General features: G+C 38.1%; 27 protein-coding genes. 3 read left to right on the top strand and 24 right to left on the bottom strand.

Features of this window, described 5'->3' with window-relative positions:
* The first annotated feature begins 140 nt into the window (after nt 1-140).
* Both MKX53_RS03215 and MKX53_RS03210 read left to right on the top strand, forming a co-directional pair.
* Nucleotides 141-1,721, top strand: a complete 1,581-nt coding sequence (locus MKX53_RS03215) for a hypothetical protein (protein WP_340908994.1) — start codon at nt 141-143, stop codon at nt 1,719-1,721.
* On the top strand, nt 1,718-4,429 hold the full coding sequence (locus tag MKX53_RS03210; RefSeq protein WP_340908991.1) for a DEAD/DEAH box helicase: 2,712 nt from the start codon (nt 1,718-1,720) through the stop codon (nt 4,427-4,429). Before MKX53_RS03215 ends, MKX53_RS03210 begins: the two co-directional genes overlap by 4 nt.
* A gap of 92 nt (nt 4,430-4,521) precedes the next feature.
* On the opposite strand, the gene MKX53_RS03205 is transcribed toward MKX53_RS03210, so the two are convergent.
* A complete protein-coding gene (locus tag MKX53_RS03205) occupies nt 4,522-4,917 on the bottom strand; it encodes a single-stranded DNA-binding protein (RefSeq protein WP_340908989.1) in 396 nt (131 codons plus the stop codon).
* A gap of 254 nt (nt 4,918-5,171) precedes the next feature.
* On the opposite strand from MKX53_RS03205, the gene MKX53_RS03200 reads away from it, so the two are divergent.
* A complete protein-coding gene (locus tag MKX53_RS03200) occupies nt 5,172-5,597 on the top strand; it encodes a YwpF family protein (RefSeq protein ID WP_340908987.1) in 426 nt (141 codons plus the stop codon).
* 233 nt (nt 5,598-5,830) lie between these two features.
* Here the strand turns inward: MKX53_RS03200 and MKX53_RS03195 are convergent, their stop codons facing one another.
* The 23 genes from MKX53_RS03195 to MKX53_RS03085 all read right to left on the bottom strand — a co-directional run bounded on the left by MKX53_RS03195 (nt 5,831) and on the right by MKX53_RS03085 (nt 25,158).
* Nucleotides 5,831-6,217, bottom strand: coding sequence for a hypothetical protein (locus MKX53_RS03195; protein ID WP_340908986.1), 387 nt, complete (start codon nt 6,215-6,217; stop codon nt 5,831-5,833).
* 152 nt (nt 6,218-6,369) lie between these two features.
* On the bottom strand, nt 6,370-6,810 hold the full coding sequence (fabZ, locus tag MKX53_RS03190; protein ID WP_340764372.1) for a 3-hydroxyacyl-ACP dehydratase FabZ: 441 nt from the start codon (nt 6,808-6,810) through the stop codon (nt 6,370-6,372).
* 28 nt (nt 6,811-6,838) lie between these two features.
* On the bottom strand, nt 6,839-7,114 hold the full coding sequence (locus MKX53_RS03185; protein WP_340908983.1) for a DNA-directed RNA polymerase subunit beta: 276 nt from the start codon (nt 7,112-7,114) through the stop codon (nt 6,839-6,841).
* A gap of 24 nt (nt 7,115-7,138) precedes the next feature.
* A complete protein-coding gene (locus MKX53_RS03180) occupies nt 7,139-7,978 on the bottom strand; it encodes a flagellar hook-basal body protein (RefSeq protein WP_340908980.1) in 840 nt (279 codons plus the stop codon).
* A 43-nt stretch (nt 7,979-8,021) separates the two neighbouring features.
* A complete protein-coding gene (locus MKX53_RS03175; protein WP_340908977.1) occupies nt 8,022-8,861 on the bottom strand; it encodes a flagellar hook-basal body protein in 840 nt (279 codons plus the stop codon).
* A 67-nt stretch (nt 8,862-8,928) separates the two neighbouring features.
* Nucleotides 8,929-9,921, bottom strand: a complete 993-nt coding sequence (locus MKX53_RS03170; protein ID WP_340908974.1) for a rod shape-determining protein — start codon at nt 9,919-9,921, stop codon at nt 8,929-8,931.
* A 416-nt stretch (nt 9,922-10,337) separates the two neighbouring features.
* A complete protein-coding gene (locus MKX53_RS03165; protein WP_340908971.1) occupies nt 10,338-10,610 on the bottom strand; it encodes a sporulation transcriptional regulator SpoIIID in 273 nt (90 codons plus the stop codon).
* Between the two features lie 68 nt (nt 10,611-10,678).
* A complete protein-coding gene (locus tag MKX53_RS03160; RefSeq protein WP_093538705.1) occupies nt 10,679-11,344 on the bottom strand; it encodes a M23 family metallopeptidase in 666 nt (221 codons plus the stop codon).
* A 31-nt stretch (nt 11,345-11,375) separates the two neighbouring features.
* Nucleotides 11,376-12,317, bottom strand: a complete 942-nt coding sequence (gene spoIID / locus MKX53_RS03155; RefSeq protein ID WP_340908969.1) for a stage II sporulation protein D — start codon at nt 12,315-12,317, stop codon at nt 11,376-11,378.
* Between the two features lie 345 nt (nt 12,318-12,662).
* Entirely contained in the window at nt 12,663-13,958 is a 1,296-nt protein-coding gene (gene murA, locus MKX53_RS03150; RefSeq protein ID WP_093538706.1) for a UDP-N-acetylglucosamine 1-carboxyvinyltransferase, read from the bottom strand.
* Nucleotides 13,959-14,278: 320 nt separating this feature from the next.
* Nucleotides 14,279-14,515: a DUF1146 family protein gene (locus tag MKX53_RS03145; RefSeq protein ID WP_340908967.1), complete on the bottom strand. Its 237-nt coding sequence runs from the start codon at nt 14,513-14,515 to the stop codon at nt 14,279-14,281.
* Between the two features lie 222 nt (nt 14,516-14,737).
* Entirely contained in the window at nt 14,738-15,142 is a 405-nt protein-coding gene (locus MKX53_RS03140; protein ID WP_093538708.1) for a F0F1 ATP synthase subunit epsilon, read from the bottom strand.
* A 24-nt stretch (nt 15,143-15,166) separates the two neighbouring features.
* Nucleotides 15,167-16,582, bottom strand: a complete 1,416-nt coding sequence (gene atpD, locus MKX53_RS03135) for a F0F1 ATP synthase subunit beta (RefSeq protein ID WP_093538709.1) — start codon at nt 16,580-16,582, stop codon at nt 15,167-15,169.
* Nucleotides 16,583-16,616: 34 nt separating this feature from the next.
* Nucleotides 16,617-17,477, bottom strand: coding sequence for a F0F1 ATP synthase subunit gamma (locus MKX53_RS03130; RefSeq protein ID WP_340768244.1), 861 nt, complete (start codon nt 17,475-17,477; stop codon nt 16,617-16,619).
* A gap of 44 nt (nt 17,478-17,521) precedes the next feature.
* The gene (atpA, locus tag MKX53_RS03125) at nt 17,522-19,030 is read right to left on the bottom strand and encodes a F0F1 ATP synthase subunit alpha (protein WP_093538711.1); all 1,509 of its coding nucleotides are present in this window, start codon (nt 19,028-19,030) and stop codon (nt 17,522-17,524) included.
* Between the two features lie 27 nt (nt 19,031-19,057).
* Nucleotides 19,058-19,594 (bottom strand): F0F1 ATP synthase subunit delta, encoded by a 537-nt coding sequence (locus MKX53_RS03120; RefSeq protein WP_093538712.1) that lies wholly within the window; start codon nt 19,592-19,594, stop codon nt 19,058-19,060.
* The gene (atpF, locus tag MKX53_RS03115) at nt 19,591-20,115 is read right to left on the bottom strand and encodes a F0F1 ATP synthase subunit B (protein WP_093538713.1); all 525 of its coding nucleotides are present in this window, start codon (nt 20,113-20,115) and stop codon (nt 19,591-19,593) included. Before atpF ends, MKX53_RS03120 begins: the two co-directional genes overlap by 4 nt.
* A 193-nt stretch (nt 20,116-20,308) precedes the next feature.
* Complete coding sequence (gene atpE, locus MKX53_RS03110) at nt 20,309-20,533, bottom strand: F0F1 ATP synthase subunit C (RefSeq protein ID WP_093538714.1); 225 nt, start codon at nt 20,531-20,533, stop codon at nt 20,309-20,311.
* 62 nt (nt 20,534-20,595) lie between these two features.
* Complete coding sequence (atpB, locus tag MKX53_RS03105) at nt 20,596-21,309, bottom strand: F0F1 ATP synthase subunit A (RefSeq protein ID WP_093538715.1); 714 nt, start codon at nt 21,307-21,309, stop codon at nt 20,596-20,598.
* A gap of 26 nt (nt 21,310-21,335) precedes the next feature.
* Nucleotides 21,336-21,710: an ATP synthase subunit I gene (locus MKX53_RS03100; protein ID WP_093538716.1), complete on the bottom strand. Its 375-nt coding sequence runs from the start codon at nt 21,708-21,710 to the stop codon at nt 21,336-21,338.
* Between the two features lie 450 nt (nt 21,711-22,160).
* On the bottom strand, nt 22,161-22,790 hold the full coding sequence (gene upp / locus MKX53_RS03095; protein WP_093538717.1) for a uracil phosphoribosyltransferase: 630 nt from the start codon (nt 22,788-22,790) through the stop codon (nt 22,161-22,163).
* A 566-nt stretch (nt 22,791-23,356) separates the two neighbouring features.
* Nucleotides 23,357-24,616: a serine hydroxymethyltransferase gene (glyA, locus tag MKX53_RS03090; protein ID WP_281249768.1), complete on the bottom strand. Its 1,260-nt coding sequence runs from the start codon at nt 24,614-24,616 to the stop codon at nt 23,357-23,359.
* Nucleotides 24,613-25,158, bottom strand: a complete 546-nt coding sequence (locus MKX53_RS03085; protein WP_340908965.1) for a TIGR01440 family protein — start codon at nt 25,156-25,158, stop codon at nt 24,613-24,615. The genes glyA and MKX53_RS03085 overlap by 4 nt, the downstream gene beginning before the upstream one ends.
* Nucleotides 25,159-25,160 lie beyond the last annotated feature (2 nt).

Genomic DNA, 25,160 nt, shown 5'->3' with positions numbered 1-25,160 from the left:
GCTTTTACTTATATCACTATAAGTAAAGGCTTTTTTGTTTTTATTAAGCCATTTATTCGAATTATTTTAGGTTCGGCTTTTAATAAGTAGGTTTTAAACGTATAATGGAAGGAAAGCCTTTTTTCTTAGGAGAGATCCGTTTGAACCTTACTACTTATCAAAAACTTGCATCCCATTATAATAAGCAAATCCTTAAGTCTATGGATACGATTGCGAACAAGTTGCATCCCTCTATGTTAGAGGATGAGGAGCTTGTTCGTCGTGCCGCTTTTTTTGTGCGAAATGGTGCGGTTTCTATATCAAATTATTTACCTCAAGAGCATCGAGTCGATTTCACGGTTCGCGATGTAACGAATATTGAGGTGAACTATCATATTACAAAAGATAGTTTTCACTGTCCTTGTCCTATACATAAGCCGTGTAGACATATTGTGGCAGCGGTTTTCTACCTTTATCAACAAAATGATTCTTTGTCTACATGGATTTCTGAGTGGCGTTCTAAAGCTGATCAAGTCCAATTGACTTTACTAAAAGATGAACGTAGTCCTAGAAGCTGGGATATTATAGTCGAAAACTTTTTCCGTAAATTTATTTCGAATTACCCACCAACTAGTTTTTATTTACTTGAGTTTGCTATTCATGATTTAAAATCGCAAATTCGAAAGTCACGCCCATTTGAACGTGAATGGCAGCCTATTTTCGACATATATGTAGAACTTTCTATCCTCATAAAATCTTGGCCTTATATTGAACCTCTTGCACAGTCAAATATGCAAAATCGAGTTCTTCACTTTTTAAATGAGTATCTAGATGAGCTTAATGATCATTTAAACCAATTATCTTCGAAGCCGCGAATGTTTGCAGCAGATCCTTTTTATGAAGAAATAATGGTGAGAGTTCAGCATTTTTACTTTGACATGGAAAACCTTGTACATTACCGAAAGCAAGTGTATCTATCCTTTTGGGAGGCACTCGTAACAGACAAAAATAAACGTCTGAAAGAAGTAAAATATTTAGAAGCATTAGAAACTATAGAAGATGGTATTCCATTAAATATGGTACTTCCATACTTTTACTTAACTTTATCCATGACTGATGAACTATTATTAGCTGCGGAGAAAATGGAAGGAAACCAGTTACTTGAGTGGGTGGAAGTATGTGAAAAAGCACTTCAAACGGGAAAAAAAGAGTTAGGAACAAACTTGGCACGACAGCTACTGCCTCACGTCTCTTATTATTTAAACGAATTTATACAAAATCCATCTCGTGTTATACTCATCCGTCGATTAGAACTTTTATTTGATACGGTTCAGTTGCACCCTGCAGAGTTAGAAAAATTATATCAATCATTTGGACTGTATGGTTTGCAGTCTTATTCGAATTTACTCATTAAGGAAAAGCGTTACTATGATTGGATGGCACTTCATCAATCCGCTAATTCCTCATTGGAGTATGCAGAAGCCTGTGGACTTTCGGTTATTAAGGAAGAAGCTCCAGATGTATTACTTCCACTTTATCATGACTATGCAATGCGTTTCATCCAGGAGAAAAACCGTTATAGCTATAAACAAGCTGTCCGAATCTGGAAAAAAATGAAACAAGTAGCTAAAAAATCGAATGACATTGACTATTGGAATGCTTACGTAGAAAATGTTCGCGAGAAGTATCGTCGTCTTCGTGCTTTGCAACAAGAAATAGAGAAAGGAAACCTGCCACTATGACTCAGCCTTTATCTATTACAAAAGAATTCCCTTTAAATGTTCATCCTTTAGAAAACGGACACTTTCGCTTAGCCTCGATCACTGTACCTGCTGAAAAATGGGTACCGTCCTTATATTTGAATCACCGGGAAAGTTTTTTCGGTCTAAACGCTCAAATAGAAGATAATGCACTAATTGCATCACCTGTTGAATTAGTCGAACTTTTTTCTAGAAAATTGCATCCATTCACAGTGTTTGATGGTGTCAATGATGATTCGAATAAATGGCTAGATATTTTTAAAGAAACTGCAAAGGTTTGGGCAACTCCTGACTTATGGGATTTCATAAATATAGAAGAAAGCGAACTTAAAGTTACTGCTCCAATTACTGACAAAGGGCAAACACTCCTTGTGAACGCTGTTAAACAAAAACTGTTCCAAGCTGGTTTAACTATGGAGGATGTAGAAGCACTAATACCATTTTTCCAACGTGGAGGATGGCCAATAAAGTCTCAGACTACACATCCAAGCTTACTTGTCGCACTGAGATTGTCAGAACCAGAGGCAATGGAGGATACATGGCTTCTAGAAACTGTAGTCCGTGGAAAGAAAAGCAGTGTTTATTGGACACCTGCATATCGGAAAAAATCATTAGCTATTAGCGAAGCACTTCCAGATAAATGGAGTGAATTTAGTGATTATATAGAGGAAACACAGTCGAAGATATTTTCTCTTATCTCTTCGATTGATCGAACTAATACAGAGACATTCTATTCTTCTACATTAACAGATGAAGAAGTGCGAATGTTTCTTCGCGATGACTTAGTAAAACTTCAAGCACTAGGATTCGAGGTAGTTCTTCCAGCTTGGCTTAAAGCGGTTAAGGATACAAAAATGCGTGTAAAAACAGTCGCTAAGACAGCCAATTCATATAAAACTACTGCTGGCTTAAATGAGATACTGCAATTTAACTGGAGTTTTTCTTTGAACGGACAAGAGATTTCAGCTGATGAGTTCCAACAAATGGTCACTGAAAATCGTTCGTTTATACAAGCTGGCAATGAATGGTTCCGTATTGATTCCGCATGGATGCATGAAGTTCGAGAGCTTATAAGAAAATCAGAGGATGAGAATTGGACAGTAAAAGAGTTGCTGTTCCGTGAAATTCCTGAAGAACTTGCTCTTGCACTTGATGACGATGAGGAAACGGATGTAGATCCGTTGTTTGCATTTGAAATGCAAAAGTCCTTGCAAACGATAATGACACAGCTATCAGAGAAAAAAGGATTTCCTGCAGTGGAAATCTCTCCTAACTTATTGACTACTTTACGCCCTTATCAACAGCAAGGGTTGGAGTGGCTTGTCTTCATGCGAAATGAAAAATTCGGCGCCTGCCTTGCAGATGATATGGGCCTTGGAAAAACAGTGCAGTTGATAGCTTACCTTCTGCATGTCCATGAGAATACAGAACAGCCTACCCCTTCGCTTATTATTTGTCCAACTTCTGTGTTAGGAAACTGGCAAAAAGAAATTGCGAAGTTTGCACCTTCACTTAAAGTGCAGACACATTATGGTTCTTCACGAACAAAAGAAATCGATTTAACAAGTGATGTTGTTCTTACTACATTTGGAACTGCCATGCAGGATATTGAATCACTTACAGAAATCACATGGGCCAGTGTTACTTTAGATGAAGCACAGAACATTAAAAATATGCATACAAAACAATCTCGTGCTATTCGCAAGTTAACAGGTGGTCATCATATCGCTTTAACTGGGACACCCGTGGAAAATAGATTATCCGAACTATGGTCGATCTTTGACTTTATCCATAAAGGTTATTTGGGCTCGTTCCGTAAGTTCCAAGAAAATTATATAGCACTTATTGAACGAGATAATTCCGACGCTACGAAACATAAATTACGTCTTAAAATTCAACCATTCTTACTAAGAAGAACGAAACAAGATCCTGAACTTCTGCTTAACTTACCTGAAAAGTTGGAGCAACGAGAGTACTGTGCGCTTACTACAGAGCAAGCTGCTTTATATGAATCGCTTATACAAGAAACTGTCAGCAAGATTGACACATTGACTGGATTTGAGAAAAAAGGTCTCATCCTGAAAATGTTAAGTAAGTTGAAACAGCTTTGCAATCACCCTGCCCTTTACTTAAAAGAGCCATTTGATGATGCGGAGGATATGCTTAAGCGTTCTGAAAAATTAGCTCAAATTGTGACACTTGCTGGTGAGATTGCAGCACGTGGAGAGCAATGTCTAATCTTTACTCAGTATATTGGAATGGGTCATTTGCTTCAGCATTGTTTAACGGAGCTATATGAAATCGATGCTCCATTTTTGACTGGTAGTATGCCTAAAAATCAGCGTGATCATTTGGTAGAAGCATTCCAGGCTAAAGAGTTTCCAATATTCCTACTCTCCTTGAAGGCTGGTGGAACTGGCTTAAATCTGACTGCTGCTAGCCATGTACTCCATGCCGATCGTTGGTGGAATCCTGCAGTAGAAAATCAAGCGACAGATCGTGCTTATCGTATTGGACAGACAAACTTTGTACATGTCCATAAGTTCATCACGATTGGTACAATTGAAGAGAAAATTGATAAGTTACTCGTCGAGAAACAAGCTTTATCAGAGGAGTTAATCCATTCTAGTCAGTGGATCACTGAAATGTCGGATAATGATATTAAAGAATTACTGACATTGTCAATTTAAACGTTTTTATTAAAACCCTGACCAATAAATTTTTTGGTCAGGGTTTTTCCTCTTTGGATAATCATTGACTAAGATTGCGGTCTTATCAATCATTAAACTGGTAGTTGGTTTGGTGTTACTGGAAATTCAAAATCACTCTCACTATTCGCCTTTATTGATTGTCCTGGTTGTTCCTCGTCTCGTTTCTTTGTTGCTAAAAATCGGATGTCCTCCACAACTATTTCTGTAATGAATACCCGTGCTCCAGCTTCCTTCTCATATGACCTTGTATTGAGTCTGCCTGTTATCCCCACCAGCGACCCTTTGCCACAATACTTAACTGTTGTTTCCGCGAGCTTCCCCCAAATTGTACATAATACAAAGTCCGCTTCATCATTTTTATAGCTTTTATTTACCGCGACGATGAAATTCGTTTGCATTCTCCCCTCAGATAAATGCTTTAATTGTGGAGATTTAGTCATACGTCCGATTATTGAAACAGTGTTCAATCTGTCACCTCCTTTACTGTTAGCACTATCATACTGTCAGTATAAATTGTTGGCAAAAGCTAACAATTCATTTTCCAACCCGTTTTCAGGCTAAAAATAGCATTCTTAAAACCTCTTTTTTTATAACTCCACCTATAGATGCTTTTGAACTTTTCAATAATGCTATTTTGGTAGTTTGTACAATTATTTTTTTCCACTGAATTACCTATGTTATAATAAGAACTAATTAATGCTTTTCCAAAGGGGATTTGTGCATGAAAACATTCAAGATGATTTCAGTGAGTATTATTTCAGATCATGAAGAAGTTCCAATAGCCATTGAAGATGGTATCGTTATTAACCAAGAAAACTCTAGCCGTTCATGGATTTTAGAACTATTTACGGACCAAAATTACGAAGCATTTTTCAATGAATTAAAAATGTCTAATAAGGTATATGTTGTGAAAGTGATAATCTCCTATCCAGAAAATGAGCCTGCTCATTTTGAAGTGGTAACCTATTCTGTGAAACAAATCGGCGATCATCTATCTGTGTTGCTTAGAGGTACGCTAAAACGCGTCAGAAGAAAGTATGCTGAGTCATTGCTAGCAGAACTAATCGAAGACGGCTTAACGGGTGAAGATTTACTTTCTAAGTTTGAAAGCGATATGAAAACACGACCTGCCTTAAAGGATGATTAATAATTTTGAGATAGCGAAATCCCTGTGAAACACTGCCGGGATTTTTTTGTTGTAAATTTTATTAGGGCAAACTATATATTTTTTTACTTGCGTTAATATTTTGTTTATTCGCGGTCCTGATGATTTTACTTGCTTAATTTATTTGACTTACTTCCTATATGGGATCTTTTCCCATTAAAAAAGATGCTGACCCTAATTTTTAGGAGTCAGCATCTTTTTTGATCATTCAATCACTATTTATTAGAATCTTTATCATCAATTAACTCGTCATCATCGTGGTCTGTGCTTGGTTCTTTAATCCATTTGCCATCGTTAGGTACATTTCCGTTATCCGTTCCAGTACCATCAACATTATCATTGATACCTGGCTCGCCGTTCATTGTCCCATTGTCCATTGTTCCATTATTGTTAGTTCCCCCGTTGATGTTGCCATCGTTTACGGTTCCATTCCCACCGTTATCCATTCCGTTGTTTGTGTTCGGTGATGGAGTATTAACATCGTCACGAACATCCTCCATTGGAGTTTCGTTGTTGTCAGGAATTACATCATCATCATTGTTGTTACACCCAACTAATAGAAAAGAACATAACGCTACAGTAGGAATGACTTTTTTCCACATAAAAAAATTCCTCCTTTCTTAGATATCATCATCACTAATTTGTGACTTACGATAGGTTATCCAAGAAAAAAGGAACTATCCAATGGCATTTATGCCTGTTTTTGCAAGAAAGCATTTACAGTATAGATTAACATAGATGTGAAATACTATTACTAGTTGTTTTCTACAATTGGTCCTAATGCAAAAAGTATGTCTGTTTCACAGACTAATTCTCCATCTACTGTTGCGATTCCGTGACCTTTTCCCATTGGCCCACGAAGTTTTGTTAATTCAACTTCTAATTTCAGCTGGTCGCCAGGTTTCACTTGGCGCTTAAATCGACAATTGTCAATTCCAGTAAAGAACGCAAGTCTTCCTTTATTTTCTGGGATTTGAAGAACAGCGACAGCTCCTACTTGAGCAAGAGCTTCTACGATTAGTACCCCAGGCATTACTGGATATCCTGGAAAATGACCATTGAAGAATTCTTCGTTAATCGTTACATTTTTTAGCCCTACCGCACGTTTACCTTCTTCTAATTCTAGAATTTTATCTATCATAAGAAATGGGTAGCGATGCGGTAAAATTGCTTGAACTTGCTCTGTTGTTAACATAGAATCATCCCCCAATAAATCATCGTTATTATTTGCCATCTTTAATATCAATCATATGCTGATAGGTTTCCCATTTTAATGCATTTTTCAGATCGCCTTCGCCTAGTAGACCATAACCTACCATTAATCCTGCCATACCTGCTCCAACTAAGAGTAAAATTACAAATAGTATACGCAACCATATGGGGAACATTCGGATTTGTACCCATTTGGTTGTCCCATTTTTTCCAGCTGTCTTTATTGTTTCTTGCCCTTTTTCTAATCTACGCTGTTGTCTAGCAGAAATTTTACTTTCTTCTGTCATAAACACAACTCCTTACACAAATAATTATCTAATGCCATTAATAAGTCCCATCATCTGATCCGCTATTGTAATAGAACGAGCATTGAACTGATAAGAACGTTGTGCTGTCATTAGGTCTGTCATCTCTTTAGATGTATCCACATTAGACAACTCTAACATACCATTTGCCATAGCTATTTCCTCACGGTTTGCACCTTGTAAATCTGTCATAATATCCTCTGCGTTTAACCCTAATTCTTCTAGGTTATTTGGCATTGCAATATATGTTCCAGATAATTGCTCCATCGCATTTGGTTTTTGTAGTACAGAAACCGCTAATTCACGTTGCTGTATAGTCCCGTCTGGATATGTTGCTGTTAGAATTCCTGTTTCATTTATACTAAAATCCGTAACACCATCCGGAATAGTTATTGCTTGTCCACTAGCATTAGCGACTGGGTAACCATCACCATTCACTAGCATAAGCTGTCCATTCTCCATTGGCGAAACATAAAAGGCACCTTGACGCGTATAAGCTGTCTGTTGTCGGTTTTCTCCATCCGGCATAAGCACATTAAAGTATTGCTTTGGCTCTTGAAAAGCAAAATCTAAATTACGGTCGGTAGATTGGAGACTACCTTGCTTCCAGTTCATTTGCGTCTGCGCAAGTGCTGCACCAACACCGTAGCGAATTCCTATAGGTGAATCTCTTTCGACTTTATCTAATTTATCATTATTGTATTGTTGATATAATAGTTCTTGGAATTTAGCATCTTTTGCTTTGTAGCCATGCGTACCAGTATTGGAAAGGTTATTCCCAATGATATCTATTTGACTTTGCAATTGTGACATTGTGTTCGTAGCTGTAATCAACGTGCGTAGCATTTAAGCCTACCTCTTTTCATTGTTAAAGTTTGTAATAGCTTTATTAATTCACACGACCTACTTCGTTAACAGCTTTGTCCATACTTCTATCGTAGGCTTGAAGTACTTTTTGGTTTGCTTCAAATGCACGATACGCAGTTAACATATCAGTCATTGTTCTAGCAGTGTCCACATTTGAACCTTCAATATACCCTTGTTGCATCGTAAAAGTAACATTATCTATCTCATAAGCAGATGGGAGATTAGTACCATCAACTGATCGGTATAGTCCATTATCTTGCTTTACAAGTGTATTTGGTTGACTAGAAAAAGATACACCAATTCTGGCTACTGCCACATTATCTACTAAAATCTGACCACTTGAATCTACCTGGAAATCATCATTTTGTAGCTGAATCCGTTGACCTTCTGAATCCAAAACATGTAGTCCTTGGGGATTCGTTAAATATCCTGTACCATCTAGTGTGAAATTCGCATTTCGCGTGTATGCCTCTCCCTCAGTAGGATGCTGCAAACGATAAAACACGGCTCCTGTTTGTCCTGTTTCTTCATCCACTGGCAGGGAACCATCGATTAGTGCTATATCTGTATTTAAGTCTGTTTGCAGAAGTTGGCCTTGAGACATCAATGCCATTGTTTCTTGCATATATACACCTGTACTTAAAGCCCCAACTTGAGAATCATATTTGCCACTAATAGGATCCTTAGTTGGAATTTGAGTTGGTCCCAGTCTTGACATAAGCATTTCAGGAAATGAGCGTATCGTCGATTGATCAGCTTTGAAACCTGGTGTATTTGCATTTGCCATATTATTTGTTAATAATTCTGTTCGACGCTGTTGTGCAATCATTCCTGATGCAACTGTAGTAAATCCACGGAACATAAAAAAACCTCCTCTATCTAATGTAATAAACATACGGGCATTTTTTCGCTCCGCAGATACCGTGCATTTATCTTCTTGATATTTTGTCAATATTATCTAACATAATCCCAGTTCCTATTGCGACACAATCCATTGGGTTTTCAGCAATGAATACCGGTACTTTTAACTCTTCCATCAACAAATGGTCCATTCCGTGTAAAAGTGCTCCGCCCCCTGTTATAATCACTCCGCGATCAATAATATCAGCGGATAGCTCAGGTGGTGTTTTCTCTAATACATTTTTAGCAGCTTGGACAATACCCGACACCGATTCTCGTAATGCTTTTTCTATTTCTTCCGAACCAATTGTTATTGTTCTAGGAAGTCCAGTGACCATATCTCGCCCACGAATATCCATCTCTTCATGGCGACTGCCTGGGAAAACAGTACCTATTTCAATTTTAATATTTTCTGCAGTACGTTCCCCTATTAGAAGCTTATACTCTTTTTTAATATATTGGAGAATGTCATTATCAAAAACATCTCCCGCAATTTTAAGCGATTCACTTGTAACGATATCTCCCATGGAAAGTACTGCAACATCTGTTGTACCTCCACCGATATCAACGACCATATTACCACTTGGTTGGAAAATATCCATTCCCGCTCCAATTGCTGCTACTTTTGGTTCTTCTTCTAAATAGATTTTCTTGCCACCAGACTTCTCTGCTGCTTCACGTATCGCCTTTTGTTCTACACTAGTAATGTTTGTTGGGCAACAGATTAAAATACGGGGTTTGGATAAGAATCCTTTTACGTTTAATTTATTGATAAAATGCTTAAGCATTGCTTCTGTCACGTCAAAATCAGCAATTACACCATCTTGTAGTGGTCGAATTGCTATTATATTCCCTGGAGTTCTTCCGACCATTTGTCTTGCTTCTTCACCAACAGCAAGTACTTTTTTTGTGTTTCTATCTATAGCAACGACTGAGGGTTCATTTAAAACAATCCCTTTTCCTTTTACATGTATTAAAACATTTGCTGTACCTAAATCTATTCCTATATCCTTTGCAAACATTAATGATGTTTCTCCTTCCTTGCTAAAACCATTATGTATATTAGTCGATCTGTTTCTAACTTTAAATTTTATCATAGTTCTTTTAGAAATACACGTTATTTAACAATTAATTTTGTGAAAAATTGGCATGAAACTTGTGTCTAAATAACTACTATGATGTGCAACTATAGATTTATTTCCAGATGAGTTAATTTTATAAGAGTTTGGACAGAATAAAGTTAAAGAATTGACTTTATGGAGAGGAGTGGACGAGCACTGTGGCTGAAGCAGAATGAGTGAAACAGATGAAATCTCACCTAGCTTCCCATGCGGAAAGAGCGCAACTGGAACTGAACCCAACTTTTCATTTTGTTATTTAGCAAGCTTTTATTAATTGAATCTATTAAGAAACAATAAGAAAAAGCCGTGATCAGTTACTAATCACGACCTCTTCTATCTTCTTTTCTAGTTTTCCACTTTCTTTTCGTCGCTTCTCCACCTCGTAAATGCCTGACAGATTTATGATACGCTAAAATTTCTTTTACTTCTTTTGCCAATTGCGGATCTACTAAGTGGAGTCTTTCCGTCAAATCCTTGTGCACAGTGCTTTTGGAATGACCGGTTGTGCTTGCGATTGCACGGACAGTTTTTTTAGTCTCAATGACCATTTCACCTAAACGTATGCATCTATGACGAATCGTTTCGTGCACTAACTCTTCCTTTCGTTAGTAAAGGAACACTTTCCATCAATTTATGCATACGCTTTAGTTATTATGAATTAAAATGCTAGCAAGGTCTCTGGATTTACTAAAACACCATCTTGCAGTACTTCAAATTGTAAATGAACTCCAGCTGTTGGGTTCCATTCATTCTCTGTAGCCGTTGCAAGTGAGTCTCCTTGTTCAACCACGTCTCCGACTTTTACTAGAATACCAGTGACTGAGCGATATTTGGTTACCATACCATTTGCATGTGACAAGACGATTTCATCCCCAACAAATGGATCTAAATTGACTGCTTCTACTTTTCCACTCATAGCTGCAACTACTTCAAACGGTTCACTATTCATAGTTAGAGATACGCCTGTATTCATAACATAACTATGATCGAATACGAGTATAGACTTTTCTCGGGTCGACTCATCCGCTTCCATATCGTAAAAATGCTGTACGATTTCCACGTTATCTAGCAGAGTCTCTTTAAAAGGGTATTTCATCGATTCTGCTTGGGCATTTGTTTCAATCGTTACTGAGTTGGGATCCTTACTAGCATCTGTCCATTCTGAGTCCTTTACAGAATCATCGCTGACGTACACATTATAGCCCCAAATCATACCTACAAAAGCTACCGAAAAACCTGCATAAATCAGCGGCCAAAACCATGGCTTTTTCGGGGTATTATTGTTCTTCTTCTGAGAAGTATTGTTCTTTTGTTCTTCTCTCATTTTCATCACCTCTATTTGCATTGTTTGCAAATCAAGGAGATTTTAAACATGGTGAGAATTTTTTTATTTCTGTACCTTTGTAATAATGAAGTAAAATGTCGGTTGCCAATACAGAATCGTTTGCAAGCACTTCCGCACCGTACTGACTCATCCCCACGCCGTGTCCATATCCAACCGTGTTAACTATTACTTTATCAGACTGAAAAGTTACGGTGAAGTCAGTAGAGGGTAGTCCTAAAAGTGTTCGAACTTCACGGCCTGTCCATGTCTTACCATTCATCTGAACAGATTCTACTCGGTCCGTATCAGTTTTTGTCATTTTAAAAGTTTTAGGTATGTTTACTGTCCATTTCATATTAAAAGCTTTTGACCATTCTCCATGGGTAAATTCAAATTGCTTTGTTCTATTTAGAGCATATAGTTCCTCCGATTCACTCGGAACAGAGACTAAGTAGGGAATAGAATTACCGCTATAATTTTCCGCACTTTCTGTTTGACCGTTGCTTGAAGAGAAGAACATCGCTGTTATTAGTTGGTCTTTATAGACAATAATTTCTCCTTCTGTCGCAGCGATGACCTTTTTAAGTTTGTCCTCATATTGTTGGAAGGACTCCCCCCACTTTTTCTTCCGATCTTCCTCACTAACGTACACTTGCTTTAAAACTGTTTTGTCTATTGGTTTTTGACCATATTTCGTATCTCTTAATACATATGTCCTTGCTGCTATAGACTGCGCTTTTAATGCCTCTTCATGAAATGTAACAGGCATTTCAGCTGCCACTACACCAAGAACATAAGTTTCTAAAGGAATCTTCTCCTTAACCCCTTTCACTTCGATTAGTATTGGACAAGCAATTTCGAGTTCCGATGTTGGCGATGGTACCGTTTCTTCTTGTGGTTTTTCTTTTATTAATAAAAACGGCAAAAACAGGAGGGCTATGCATAGGATTATAAAGAGTATGTTTTGTTTCATAGAGTTACTATATGCACATATTAAGAGACTGATGATTAGATTAGAAGATAATCTATATAAGAGGATGTTAAGTTTTACAAAAATATACTTGCTCTGAAGATGATTCTCGCATATAGCAAACCTAGATTTATCGATGCGGAGATTAGTTTTAATCTCTCTGACCTTTGGATAAGACATTTATTCGCTTACTCGCAGACATCGGTGAGAGCTCGCTGGGTCTGGGTCCACATACTGGCGGAAGACATGGTCACCCATGCTGATTGATCATTTACTCACGAAACTATAATTTTTTGACACTAAAAAAGCACTTAACATGTATAAATGTAAAGTGCTTTTCATATAGTATTATACTAATTGTACTGCTTTCTCTGAGGATTCGCTACCGATGCGTTCGATATCTGCACCTAATGCCGCTAATTTTTTATCAAAATCGACATATCCTCTATCGAGGTGATACAGCTCTGTAACGCGTGTAATTCCTTCAGCCACTAATCCTGCAATAATAAGTGCTGCTGCCGCTCTAAGGTCGGTTGCTGCAACTTCTGCGCCTTGTAGGTCAGATGGGGATTCCATTATTACAGAACGGCCTTCGATCTTCATGTTACCATTCATTCTGCGGAACTCTTCCACATGCATGAAACGATTTTCGAATACGGTTTCTGTAATGATGCCAGTTCCGTGAGCAGTCATCATTAATGCCATCATTTGAGATTGCATATCTGTTGGGAAACCAGGATGTGGCATCGTTTTGATGTCAACTGACTTAAGATCTCCTCCAGAACTTACACGAAGACCATGGTCCTCTTCGGTAATTTCAATGCCCATTTCTTGCATTTTAGATATAAGTGCTGTCATATGTTCAGGTACTGCATTTTCAATAAGGACATTACCTTTTGTAATAGCTGCAGCTACCATAAATGTTCCAGCTTCAATTCGATCCGGAATAATATGGTGCTCTGTGCCGTGTAATTCTTCTACTCCTTCAATTCGAATAGTGTCGGTTCCTGCACCTTTTACCGAACCGCCCATCTCATTGATAAAGTTAGCTAAATCGACAATTTCCGGTTCTTTAGCAGCATTTTCGATAATTGTTGTACCTTCTGCTAATGCTGCAGCTGTCATAATATTTTCAGTAGCACCTACGCTTGGAACATCTAAATAAATTTTAGCACCTTGTAGGCGTCCCTTAGTAGTTGCTTCAACAAAACCATGTCCAAAGGAAATTACAGCACCCATTGCTTCAAAACCTTTTAAATGCTGATCAATCGGACGTGATCCAATTGCACAACCTCCTGGAAGAGCTACACGAGCAAAACCATTTCGCGCTAAAATTGGACCCATAACAAGTATAGATGCGCGCATTTTACGTACATACTCGAATTGGGCTTCACTAGATAACTTTTCTTGAGAATCAATTATTACTTCATTTTTTTCAGGATTATAAATTACTTCTGTATTTAAACTTTTCAGAACTTCATTAATAGTCAAAACATCTGCAAGTGTCGGTACATCTTTAATAACATTTTTGCCTTTAGTAGCTAGTAGAGCTGCAGCTAGTACTGGTAGTACAGCATTCTTTGCACCTTCTACTCGTACCTTCCCGTTTAACGTTTGGCCGCCTTTAACAACAATTTTGTCCACTACTTTCCCTCCGCGTTCATTATCCATTTGCTTTATATAAAAGAATACGTATGATGTCATTTTTTAGGTATTCAAAACAATATTCATCATACAACGTAATTCGACTACATACAAGCATCTAAAACACTATTTTTGAGCTTTTCGATTATTTTTCTTGTTCTATTATACGTATTACCCAGCCATTTCGTGTAGATAATTTTAAAATACCCATAGGGTAGGCTAGTAAACCTATCTCAAAAAAAAATTTCCCAGGAAATACGTGCAGATTCTACATGCTCATACAAACTTTCCCATAATTTGCATGAGCATATAGGATCTGTTTAGTTAAACAAAAATGGAAGCTGGTTTGACCAATTTGTCAGATTCAAGAAAAAATTTGCGACGATGGAGCCAATCATAATACTTGCTAAAATATAAAATAATTGTGCTTGAAACACACGATTTTTCTTTATTATCTTGTCCATCATTAATGCCTGTAACGCATAGAAAGATATTCCAATAAAAAAGACATTAGCAAGTATTGCGATTAGTGCTTGTTCACTACTTAATAATCCCATTTATATTCCTCCTATTTTAGGCAATAGTAAAAAAAAACAGACAGAAAGAATTCTGCCCGCTTTATTTTAAATCAAATACGCCTAGGCTATTAGATCACAATTATATAGAGTTGTTAGCCTACAAGTGTAAGCTAACAATCTTTCATCGAGCTACTTTAGCAAGATAAATATAATCTGTGGCTACCGCCAGAGACTTTAAAGTTATTCCATAAAGAAATAAACTTAAAAATTACCCTCATGAACGTTGATACGATTCATCGCACGTTTCAATGCAAGCTCAGCACGGCTATGATCGACCGAGTCTTGTTTACTTTGAATACGTTCTTCTGCACGTTTCATCGCTTCTTTAGCACGAGCTAAATCGATACTTGAAGCAACCTCAGCAGATGTTGCTAAGATCGATACCTTTTCAGGTCGAACTTCTACAAATCCACTGCTTACTGCTACGTACTCTGTTTTTGCCTCTTTTTTCAATTTTATTGCACCTACTACAAGTGGTGCAACCATTGGAATATGGCCAGGTAAAATACCGATTTCACCAGATGCTGTTTTTGCGATAATCATGTCTACTTCAGAATCGTATACCGGGCCGTCGGGAGTGACAATATTGACTGTAAGTGTCTTCATATTTTTACCTCCTGGTCCGATTTATTATACTTCTACGCCCATGCTTTTCGCTTTTTCTATAACTTCTTCAATGCGTCCAACTAAACGGAATGCATCTTCTGGTAAATGATCATATTTTCCTTCAAGAATTTGTTTGAATCCTTCAACAGTTTCTTTAACTGGAACGTATGAACCTTTTTGACCTGTAAATTGTTCTGCAACATGGAAGTTTTGAGATAGGTAGAACTGAATACGACGAGCACGGTTAACTACTTGCTTGTCTTCATCACCTAATTCATCCATACCTAAGATTGCGATAATGTCTTGAAGCTCTCTATAGCGTTGTAAAGTATATTGCACTTGACGTGCTACTTCATAATGCTCTGGACCTACGACTTCCGGAGAAAGCGCACGTGAAGAAGAAGCTAAAGGATCTACCGCTGGGTAAATACCCATCTCAGATAATTTACGTTCTAAGTTTGTAGTCGCATCTAAGTGAGCGAAAGTTGTTGCAGGAGCTGGATCCGTATAGTCATCGGCTGGTACATAAATCGCTTGGATAGATGTAACTGAACCAGTATTTGTTGACGTGATACGCTCTTGTAATTGACCCATTTCAGTTGCAAGTGTTGGTTGGTAACCAGCTGCAGAAGGCATACGACCTAATAGTGCTGAAACCTCAGAACCTGCTTGCGTGAAACGGAAGATATTATCGATGAAAAGAAGTACGTCTGCACCTTGTTCATCACGGAAATATTCTGCCATTGTAAGACCAGTTAAGGCAACACGCATACGTGCGCCAGGTGGCTCATTCATTTGACCGAATACCATTGCTGTTTTCTTAATAACGCCTGAATCGCTCATCTCGTGGAATAAGTCATTTCCTTCACGCGTACGCTCTCCAACACCAGCGAATACAGAAATACCGCCATGCTCTTGAGCAATATTATTAATAAGTTCTTGAATAAGAACAGTTTTACCTACTCCGGCACCACCGAATAGACCGATTTTACCACCTTTAATATAAGGAGCTAGTAGATCTACTACTTTGATACCTGTTTCAAGAATTTCAACTTCTGTTGAAAGGTTTTCAAATGTTGGCGCTTGACGGTGGATTGGATCACGACGATCTTCCACTGGAATTTCTTCTCCTAAGTCAATAACCTCACCAAGCACGTTGAATACACGTCCTAATGTAATATTACCAACTGGAACAGAAATTGCTGCACCAGCATCGAATACCTCTGTACCACGCTTAAGGCCGTCCGTAGATGACATTGCAATAGTACGAACAGAGTCATCTCCTAAGTGTAACGCTACTTCTAATGTTAAAGTTGTAGGCGCTTGGTTTGGACGTTCAATCGCTACAGTTAGTGCATTATAGATAGCTGGTAAATGGCCATTGTCAAACTTAACGTCGACAACTGGACCCATTACTTGTAGTACTTGTCCTTTGTTCACTACTGTTCCCTCCTGTCTTACTTTCTATCTTAAACTATTCTAAAGCCGAAGCTCCGCCGACGATTTCCGTAATTTCTTGCGTAATCGCTGCTTGACGTGCACGGTTATATACTAATGTTAAACTGCTGATCATATCAGCTGCATTGTCTGTCGCGGATTTCATCGCAGACATACGAGAAGCATGCTCACTGGCTTTACCATCGAGTAATGCACCGAAAATCAGGCTTTCCGCATATTGTGGAAGTAATACTTCTAGAATTGCTTCAGGTGAAGGCTCAAATTCATAAGAAGCAGTTGCGCCTGTTTCTACTGCAATATCCGTAAGTGGCAGTACCTTTTTCTCTGTTACTTCACTAGAGATGGCACTGACAAAGTGGTTATAGTACATATAAAGTTCATCATATGTACCATCCGTGAACATACCAACAGCTTTGCGAGCAACTTCTTTAATATCAGCAAAAGCAGGTTGGTCTGGTAAGCCGACAACTTCCCCAATTACGTTTGAACCACGTTTTAGGAAGAAGTCACGTCCCATACGACCAATTGCAAAGATTACATACTCTTCATTCGAAGAATGTCTTTCTGCTATGGCATTAGCTACAGCACGAATAACATTACTGTTATATGCTCCGGCCAATCCACGATCAGCAGTTATGACAAGATATGCAGTCTTTTTAACAGGGCGGGAAGTTAACATTGGATGTCCACTATCACTAGTACCTGATGCAATTGCTCCAACTACTTCTTGAATTTTCGACATGTAAGGAACATATGCTTTCGCATTTTCCTCCGCACGGTTCAATTTAGAAGCAGAAACCATTTGCATAGCTTTTGTTATCTGACTTGTTTTCTTTGTAGATGTAATTTTACTTTTTATGTCGCGTAATGATGCCACTGGTATTTCACCACCTTTTTGTTTTTTTCACTTAGACAAAGAAATTATTCAGATTTAGCGAAAGTTTTTTTGAATGCAGAAATTGCATTGTTCATATCTTCATCTGATGGAAGGTCTTTTGTCGTGCGAATATGATCTAAAACGTTTGTGTGGTTTGAATCTAACCAAGTTCCAAGTTCCGCTTCAAAACGAGTAATATCTTTTACTGGAATATCATCTAAATGGCCACGTGTTAGAGCATATAAAATCATAACTTGTTTTTCCACTTTAATCGGGCTATTCAAGTCTTGTTTTAATACTTCTACTGTACGCACACCACGGTTAAGTTTTGCTTGAGTTGCAGAGTCAAGATCTGATCCAAATTGAGAGAATGCTTCTAGCTCACGGAATGCTGCTAAGTCAAGACGTAGAGTTCCCGCAACTTTTTTCATTGCCTTAATTTGTGCTGATCCACCTACACGAGATACAGATAATCCGGCATTAATCGCTGGACGTACACCCGAGAAGAATAAATCAGATTGTAAGAAGATTTGACCATCTGTAATAGAAATTACGTTTGTTGGAATATAAGCAGAGATATCTCCAGCTTGTGTTTCAACAAATGGTAATGCAGTAATTGAACCTGAACCAAGTGTTTCATTTAACTTCGCAGCACGTTCTAAAAGACGGCTGTGTAAGTAGAATACATCCCCTGGATACGCTTCACGGCCTGGAGGACGACGAAGAAGTAATGAAAGTTCACGGTATGCAGCAGCTTGTTTAGATAAATCATCATAAACGATTAATACGTGCTTACCATCGAACATAAATTCTTCTGCCATAGTTACACCAGCATAAGGAGCTAAGTATAGTAATGGTGAAGGTTGTGATGCAGATGCAGTTACAACGATAGTGTATTCTAAAGCACCGTTTTTACGAAGTGTTTCTACTACGTTACGTACAGTCGATTCCTTTTGTCCAATAGCCACATAGATACAAATCATATCTTGGTCTGCTTGGTTTAGGATTGCATCGATTGCAACAGATGTTTTACCTGTTTGACGGTCACCAATGATTAACTCACGTTGTCCACGTCCGATTGGTACAAGTGCATCAATCGCTTTGATACCTGTTTGAAGCGGCTCATGTACAGATTTACGTGCCATAACCCCTTGTGCAGGACTTTCAATTGGACGTGATTTTGTAGTTGCGATAGGACCTAGTCCATCAACTGGTTGGCCAAGTGGATTTACAACGCGACCAATCAATTCTTTACCAACTGGAACTTCCATAATACGGCCTGTTCGACGTACTTCATCGCCTTCTTTGATGTCAGTGTATGGTCCAAGGATAACGATACCAACATTGTTGGCTTCCAAGTTTTGTGCCATACCTAAAACACCAGTTGAGAACTCTAAAAGTTCTCCAGCCATGACATTGTCGAGGCCATGAGCACGAGCGATACCGTCACCAATCGTGATAACCGTACCTACGTCGCTAACTTTCATCTCAGATTCGTAATTCTCAATCTGCTGCTTAATCAAGACACTGATTTCTTCAGCTTTGATGCTCATGTATGTCACCTCTCATAATTCATAATATTAACCGATCAAGTTACGTTTTAAGCGATCTAATTTTGTGCTTAGAGTGCTATCGTAAATGCGGTTTCCGATTTGAACACGTATACCACCAATAATAGATGGATCTACGATGTTTTGAATATTTAAAGATTGTTTACCTACATTTTTAGCAAATGCAGTAGATACGTTTGCACGTTCTTCTTCTGTAAGTGCACGTGTAGTATATACTTTCGCTTCCGCAACACCTTGTGCTTCATTCGAAAGAATCATAAATTCAGAAATAATGTCGGATACTTCTGCTAATCTTTTCTTATCAATTAACACTAAAAGTGTATTAATAACAATAGGGTTCGCATTTGTAAAGATTTGACGAATTAACTCTTTTTTCTTGTCTAGAGATAACTTTGGAGACGTAAATAAAGTTTTCACATCTTTGTTGCCATTCCAAACAACTTTAAGTTCACGTAAATCATTTTCGACTGCTTGTACTACATTTTTTTGTGTTGCTAGCTCGAACAAAGAGATTGCATAACGCTTAGCTACAGTTGAATTACTCACTTAACTTCGCCTGCCTTCGCAATCGTTGCCTCGATTAGCGCACGATTATCTTCTTCCGAAACTTCTTTTTCAAGAACTTTCGACGCTGCAAGTACTGAAAGTGAAACTACTTCTTCTCGTACCGCTGCAATCGCTCTTTCTTTTTCTGTATCAATTTCACGGATAGCAGATTCTTTCAAACGGATAGCTTCAGAACGAGCAGTTGTGATAATTTCCTCACGAGATGCATCGCCTTGCTTTTTCGCATTTTCTACAATCGCTAATGCTTCCGTACGTGCTTCTTTAAGTAAGTCACGTTGTTCTTCAAGTAAACGCTGAGATTCCCCGCGGCTATTTTCAGCTGCTGCGATTTCACTTGCGATTAACTCTTCACGTTGAGTCATAATCCCCATAAGTGGACCCCAAGCTACTTTCTTCAATAGAGCCATAAGTAAGATGAAGAAGAATAATGTAGCTAAAATATCCCAAATATTCAACCCATCATGGCCACTAGCACCAAGTACAAGGTAATCAAAAGACACGATTGTTTCACTCCTTTCAAACGCTATTAAGAGATCTTGCTTCTATTATTTAATAGTAATCATTGTTTTCTAGTTCATATGTTGTGTTATTCATAAAGAGAATGGCGGATGTAAAACCCGCCATCATAGATTTTTTAAAAGTAGTATGTCTAGCTCCAGGCACTAGATAGTGCCTGCTGCTTTTCGATAAATACTATTGGTTTAATACGATGAAAGCGATAACTGCTGCGATAATTGGAATCGCCTCAACTAATGCTACCCCGATGAACATAACTGTTTGTAAAGCTCCACGTGCTTCTGGTTGACGAGCGATACCTTCTACTGTTTTTGAAACGATTAATCCGTTACCAATACCTGCACCAAGTGCACCTAAACCGATTGCTATAGCTGCTGCTAATAATCCTACTGAACCTGTCATTGTTTATTTCCTCCTTGGAATGTTGTTTTTATTTTTTCTGTTTAAGAATCTAAACAGTTATATTAATGGTCTGCTGACACTTTATGTGACATATAAACCATTGTTAACATAACGAAAATGAATGCTTGGATACCGCCTATAAATAGGGAGAATCCTTGCCATGCCATTGCTGGAATAATTGCTCCAACAAAGCCAAATACTGAGGACGTTGCTAAACCTGCGATTAGTCCTAAAAGAACCTCACCTGCATAGATATTACCGTAAAGACGTAGACCAAGTGTCAACGTATTTGCGAATTCCTCGATAATTTTTAATGGGAATAAGAACGGCATTGGCTTTAAGTATGTATCTACTGCATAGCCCTTCATACCTTTTGCCTTTATTCCGTAATAGTGCGTTAAAATGATAACCATCACTGCAAGTGTCATGGTAATTGTCGGATCCGCAGTTGGGGATTTCCACCAAAGAACTCCATCATATGATATCGAGAATGGAAGACCTAGTACGTTAGCTACTGCGATAAACATAAGAAAAGTTATTCCAAGAACATGGAATCGTCCGCCTGTTTGCCAGTCGAAGTTACTTTTAATGATCCCTTTCACGAAGTCCATTATCCACTCCATGAAGTTTTGCATACCTGTTGGCTTCATCTTTAGATTTCTTGTCGCAATAAATGCGATTAAAAATACGATGAGTGTTGTAACCGCAAGCATTAAAATGTTTGACCAGTTACCGTACATCCCAAAAAGTTCAAATGTGGGATTTGCATGTTCCACGATTAATTCACCTCTCTTTCACATTCTCATTGCTGATTTTTTACATGAAACATAATACGTTCTACTACTAGCAGAACATAGGGAATCATTAATCCGATAACTGTACCGATAAGATGGAAGTACTCTGGAAGAGCAATTGCAATTGCTACAGCTGCAACACCGGACGCAAATCTGAATGTTGTACCTAAACCTGCTCGTCCTTTTCCACTTTCAAGCACACGATCAAATTTCTCCATTCTACGGACTAGAATCCAGAAATTATACAGACCAAATAAAGAACCAAGTGCCAAGCCTGCAAAAATTGTCGAATAAGGTGTAAAACCCCAACCTAGCGCACAAGCTGCGAGCAAAAAATATATGTACTTTTTTTGCCGCGTAAATATACGTTGCATTTCTAGCATTGATCTTTAATCTCCTGAATCATATTTTCGAATGGTCGTAATTACCCCAAACATGCTACTGTAGAGTAAACAAAAGGGTAAGTACTGATAATACTGGAGTGGTTCTAATATTTCGTCCATTCATATCCCTATGAAGGAGTTGAACCGTTAAGCTGTGAGAGAATCGCAGAAATATAACGCTTCCCCTTTAAAAGGACGTCAGTTACGACGTAAAAAGAATCCTCACATTTTTTCCTTATTAAGTAAAAACTGTGAATCTAGTAGAAAGTTAACCTTACAAGTGTTTCAAGCATGAAACCCCTATCATGATTATCCTTTGTAAGCATACAATAGGGGCAAAATGATGTCAATTGCTTATAGTGAAAAACTTAAGACAGTGATACTTTCCGACATTTTATTGACAAATTTAGAATCTACAATAAACTTTTATTGTTATTAATTATGAAATTATTATTTTGTGCCAAACAACCGGTCTCCAGCATCACCTAATCCAGGAACAATATATCCATGATCATTTAACTTTTCATCCAAAGCAGCAATATAAATGTCTACGTCCGGATGTGCCTGTTGAAGAGCCTCTACTCCTTCAGGTGCTGCGATTAAACACATGAACTTAATGCTTGTCGCTCCACGTGATTTCAGTGAGTTTACCGCTTCAATCGCTGAACCACCTGTAGCTAACATAGGATCTACTAATATAAAATCACGTTCTGCAACATCTGCAGGTAATTTTACGTAATATTCAACCGGCTTCAATGTTTGTGGGTCGCGGTAAAGTCCGATATGCCCTACTTTTGCAGCAGGTATTAACTTTAGAATTCCATCAACCATTCCAATTCCAGCACGTAAAATAGGAACTATTCCTAATTTTTTTCCTGCAAGAATTTTAGATTTTGTTAGTTGAACTGGAGTTTCTACTTCTGTTTCCTCCAATGGCATTTCACGCGTAATTTCAAACGCCATAAGTGTAGCTACTTCATCCACTAATTCACGAAACTCTTTTGTGCCTGTTTTTACATCGCGAATATATGTAAGTTTGTGTTGAATAAGAGGGTGGTCAAATACAAATACTTTCGGCATACTAGCAGCATCTCCTTTTATTTTATTTAAATTCTACTAATTATAACAAAAAACACGGGATACAAACAGTAATCCTACGTTTTTAATATTGCGTCTATTTGATTTAAGGGCATAGGTTTGAAAAAATAGAATCCTTAGCCAACCGGACAATTTAAATCATTCAATATTTCCACCTGTTCTATAGTCTCTATTCCTTCAGCACCACGATTAAGTTTAGGTTTTTAGCGAGTAGTTTAGCGTTTGGACAATTGTTTTAGCACCCGGATTATGAATCCTTGGATTAAGCTTCTGTCCACTTTCATTTCGCTGTCGATAACTTATGTAAATAACTTATAGAGAAAGATTAGAACTGTGGATTAGTAAAGAAAATTGGATTTTTGCTTCACATGGATTCGTGATGATAAAACCAGTTTTAAATTGCATTGACATTCATCATCACCCTCTTTACTTTTTGATTATTAAATTCTTATATTTTAATCAAATAAAGAAGTACACCCTAGAGTTTTTGTGTTCAAAATTAAAGCCAGCTACTAATAATTACGTAGCTGGCTTTAATGCTTATTAGGTTATTCGTATAATGGGAAGTTACTCGTTAAAGTTGCAACTCTTTCTTTTGCTTCTTTTAATACTTCTGCATCCTCATTATTTTTTAATAGTTTAGCAATGATAGATGCAATTTCTTTCATCTCTGCTTCTTTAAATCCACGCGATGTCACAGCTGGTGTACCAATGCGGACACCGGATGTGATGAACGGACTTGCCGTATCAAATGGAATTGTGTTTTTGTTGACTGTAATTCCAACTTCATCAAGGACATGTTCCGCTACTTTACCCGTTAGGCCAAGAGCAGATACATCTAATAGCATGACGTGATTATCGGAACCACCAGAAACAATACGGATTCCTTCTTCTGTTAAACTTTCTGCCAATGCTTTTGAATTGGCAATGACTTGTGCTTGATACTCTTTAAATTCAGGTTTTTGCGCTTCGCCAAATGCAACAGCTTTTGCTGCGATTACGTGCATTAATGGGCCACCTTGAATTCCTGGGAAAATTGTTTTATCAATTTTCTTTGCAAACTCTTCTGTCGTTAAGATTAAGCCACCACGTGGTCCACGTAATGTTTTATGTGTTGTAGATGTTACGAAATGTGCATGGGGTACTGGGTTTGGATGAAGGCCAGCAGCAACTAAACCTGCAATATGTGCCATATCTACAAATAAGTATGCGCCCACTTCATCTGCAATTTCACGGAATTTAGCGAAGTCAATAGTACGTGAGTACGCACTTGCTCCAGCAACGATCATTTTCGGCTTGTGCTCTAGTGCAATTCCACGAACTTCTTCATAATCGATTAGCTCCGTTTCTTTGTTAACACCGTACTCGATAAAATTATATTGAATACCACTAAAATTGACAGGAGAACCATGCGTTAAATGCCCACCATGGGATAAATTCATCCCTAAGATCTTGTCACCTGGTTGCAATGCAGTCATGTAAACCGCCATATTTGCTTGAGAACCTGAATGTGGTTGTACATTGGCATGTTCTGCACCAAAAATTTCTTTCAAACGATCACGTGCAATATTTTCTACTACATCTACATGCTCACAGCCACCATAGTAACGTTTACCAGGGTAACCTTCTGCATATTTATTGGTTAGGACAGAGCCTTGTGCTTCCATAACCGCCTCTGATACAAAGTTCTCTGATGCGATTAACTCAATATTCGACTGTTGACGCTTTTTCTCTGCTAACATTGCCTCATATACTGCTGGATCTTGTGATAAAATTTTCTCCACTATTCGTTCCTCCTCCAAATTCATCCGTAAAATGCACGTTCTCCACCTATTAGCTTAGGACGTGTTTTCGCAATCAAAACGATCGCTTCCCCAATTTTCTTAATGGACAAGCAAATTGGTACTGCAACAGGTTGAAGTTGCATACCAATCAAGGTTTGTCCTATATCAATGCCTGCATGTGCTTGAACATGCTCGACTACAACAGGGTCACTAAAATGTGTGTACGCATATGCAGACATAGAACCACCTGCACGTACTACTGGAATTACCGATACTTCTGGCAATCTATAATGTAATTGAGTTGCTCTTTCCATTGTAATGGCACGATTAATGTGTTCGCATCCTTGGAAAGCCAAATGGATATTGTTGCGATTTGCAAATGCTCGTAAAGGGGTGAATAAAACCTCGGCTACTTCTAATCCGCCTGCAGTTCCAATTCTCTCACCAATAATTTCTGAGGTCGAACATCCAACGACAAATAAATCATTTTCATGAAACTCAATTTGCTGCTCCACTTCTAAAAGTAGCTGTTCGATTTGTTCTACCCACAAATTCTTTGCTTCCATCA

It is taken from the genome of Psychrobacillus sp. FSL K6-4615 (assembly GCF_038008225.1).
GTDB classification, from domain to species: domain Bacteria; phylum Bacillota; class Bacilli; order Bacillales_A; family Planococcaceae; genus Psychrobacillus; species Psychrobacillus psychrotolerans.
This window is presented reverse-complemented; position numbering and strand designations above follow the sequence as displayed.

Coding starts and splice junctions, on each gene's coding strand:
- MKX53_RS03210 (WP_340908991.1), top strand. CDS start 1,718: ATGACTCAGCCTTTATCTATTACAAAAGAATTCCCTTTAAATGTTCAT.
- glyA (WP_281249768.1), bottom strand. CDS start 24,616: ATGAATTTGGAGGAGGAACGAATAGTGGAGAAAATTTTATCACAAGAT.
- MKX53_RS03170 (WP_340908974.1), bottom strand. CDS start 9,921: ATGTTTGCAAAGGATATAGGAATAGATTTAGGTACAGCAAATGTTTTA.
- MKX53_RS03200 (WP_340908987.1), top strand. CDS start 5,172: ATGAAAACATTCAAGATGATTTCAGTGAGTATTATTTCAGATCATGAA.
- MKX53_RS03085 (WP_340908965.1), bottom strand. CDS start 25,158: ATGGAAGCAAAGAATTTGTGGGTAGAACAAATCGAACAGCTACTTTTA.
- MKX53_RS03195 (WP_340908986.1), bottom strand. CDS start 6,217: ATGTGGAAAAAAGTCATTCCTACTGTAGCGTTATGTTCTTTTCTATTA.
- MKX53_RS03180 (WP_340908980.1), bottom strand. CDS start 7,978: ATGCTACGCACGTTGATTACAGCTACGAACACAATGTCACAATTGCAA.
- MKX53_RS03145 (WP_340908967.1), bottom strand. CDS start 14,515: ATGGGATTATTAAGTAGTGAACAAGCACTAATCGCAATACTTGCTAAT.
- MKX53_RS03140 (WP_093538708.1), bottom strand. CDS start 15,142: ATGAAGACACTTACAGTCAATATTGTCACTCCCGACGGCCCGGTATAC.
- MKX53_RS03100 (WP_093538716.1), bottom strand. CDS start 21,710: ATGCTAGAAATGCAACGTATATTTACGCGGCAAAAAAAGTACATATAT.
- atpE (WP_093538714.1), bottom strand. CDS start 20,533: ATGACAGGTTCAGTAGGATTATTAGCAGCAGCTATAGCAATCGGTTTA.
- MKX53_RS03160 (WP_093538705.1), bottom strand. CDS start 11,344: ATGAGAGAAGAACAAAAGAACAATACTTCTCAGAAGAAGAACAATAAT.
- MKX53_RS03185 (WP_340908983.1), bottom strand. CDS start 7,114: ATGACAGAAGAAAGTAAAATTTCTGCTAGACAACAGCGTAGATTAGAA.
- spoIID (WP_340908969.1), bottom strand. CDS start 12,317: ATGAAACAAAACATACTCTTTATAATCCTATGCATAGCCCTCCTGTTT.
- upp (WP_093538717.1), bottom strand. CDS start 22,790: ATGCCGAAAGTATTTGTATTTGACCACCCTCTTATTCAACACAAACTT.
- fabZ (WP_340764372.1), bottom strand. CDS start 6,810: ATGTTAACAACAGAGCAAGTTCAAGCAATTTTACCGCATCGCTACCCA.
- atpA (WP_093538711.1), bottom strand. CDS start 19,030: ATGAGCATCAAAGCTGAAGAAATCAGTGTCTTGATTAAGCAGCAGATT.
- MKX53_RS03175 (WP_340908977.1), bottom strand. CDS start 8,861: ATGTTCCGTGGATTTACTACAGTTGCATCAGGAATGATTGCACAACAG.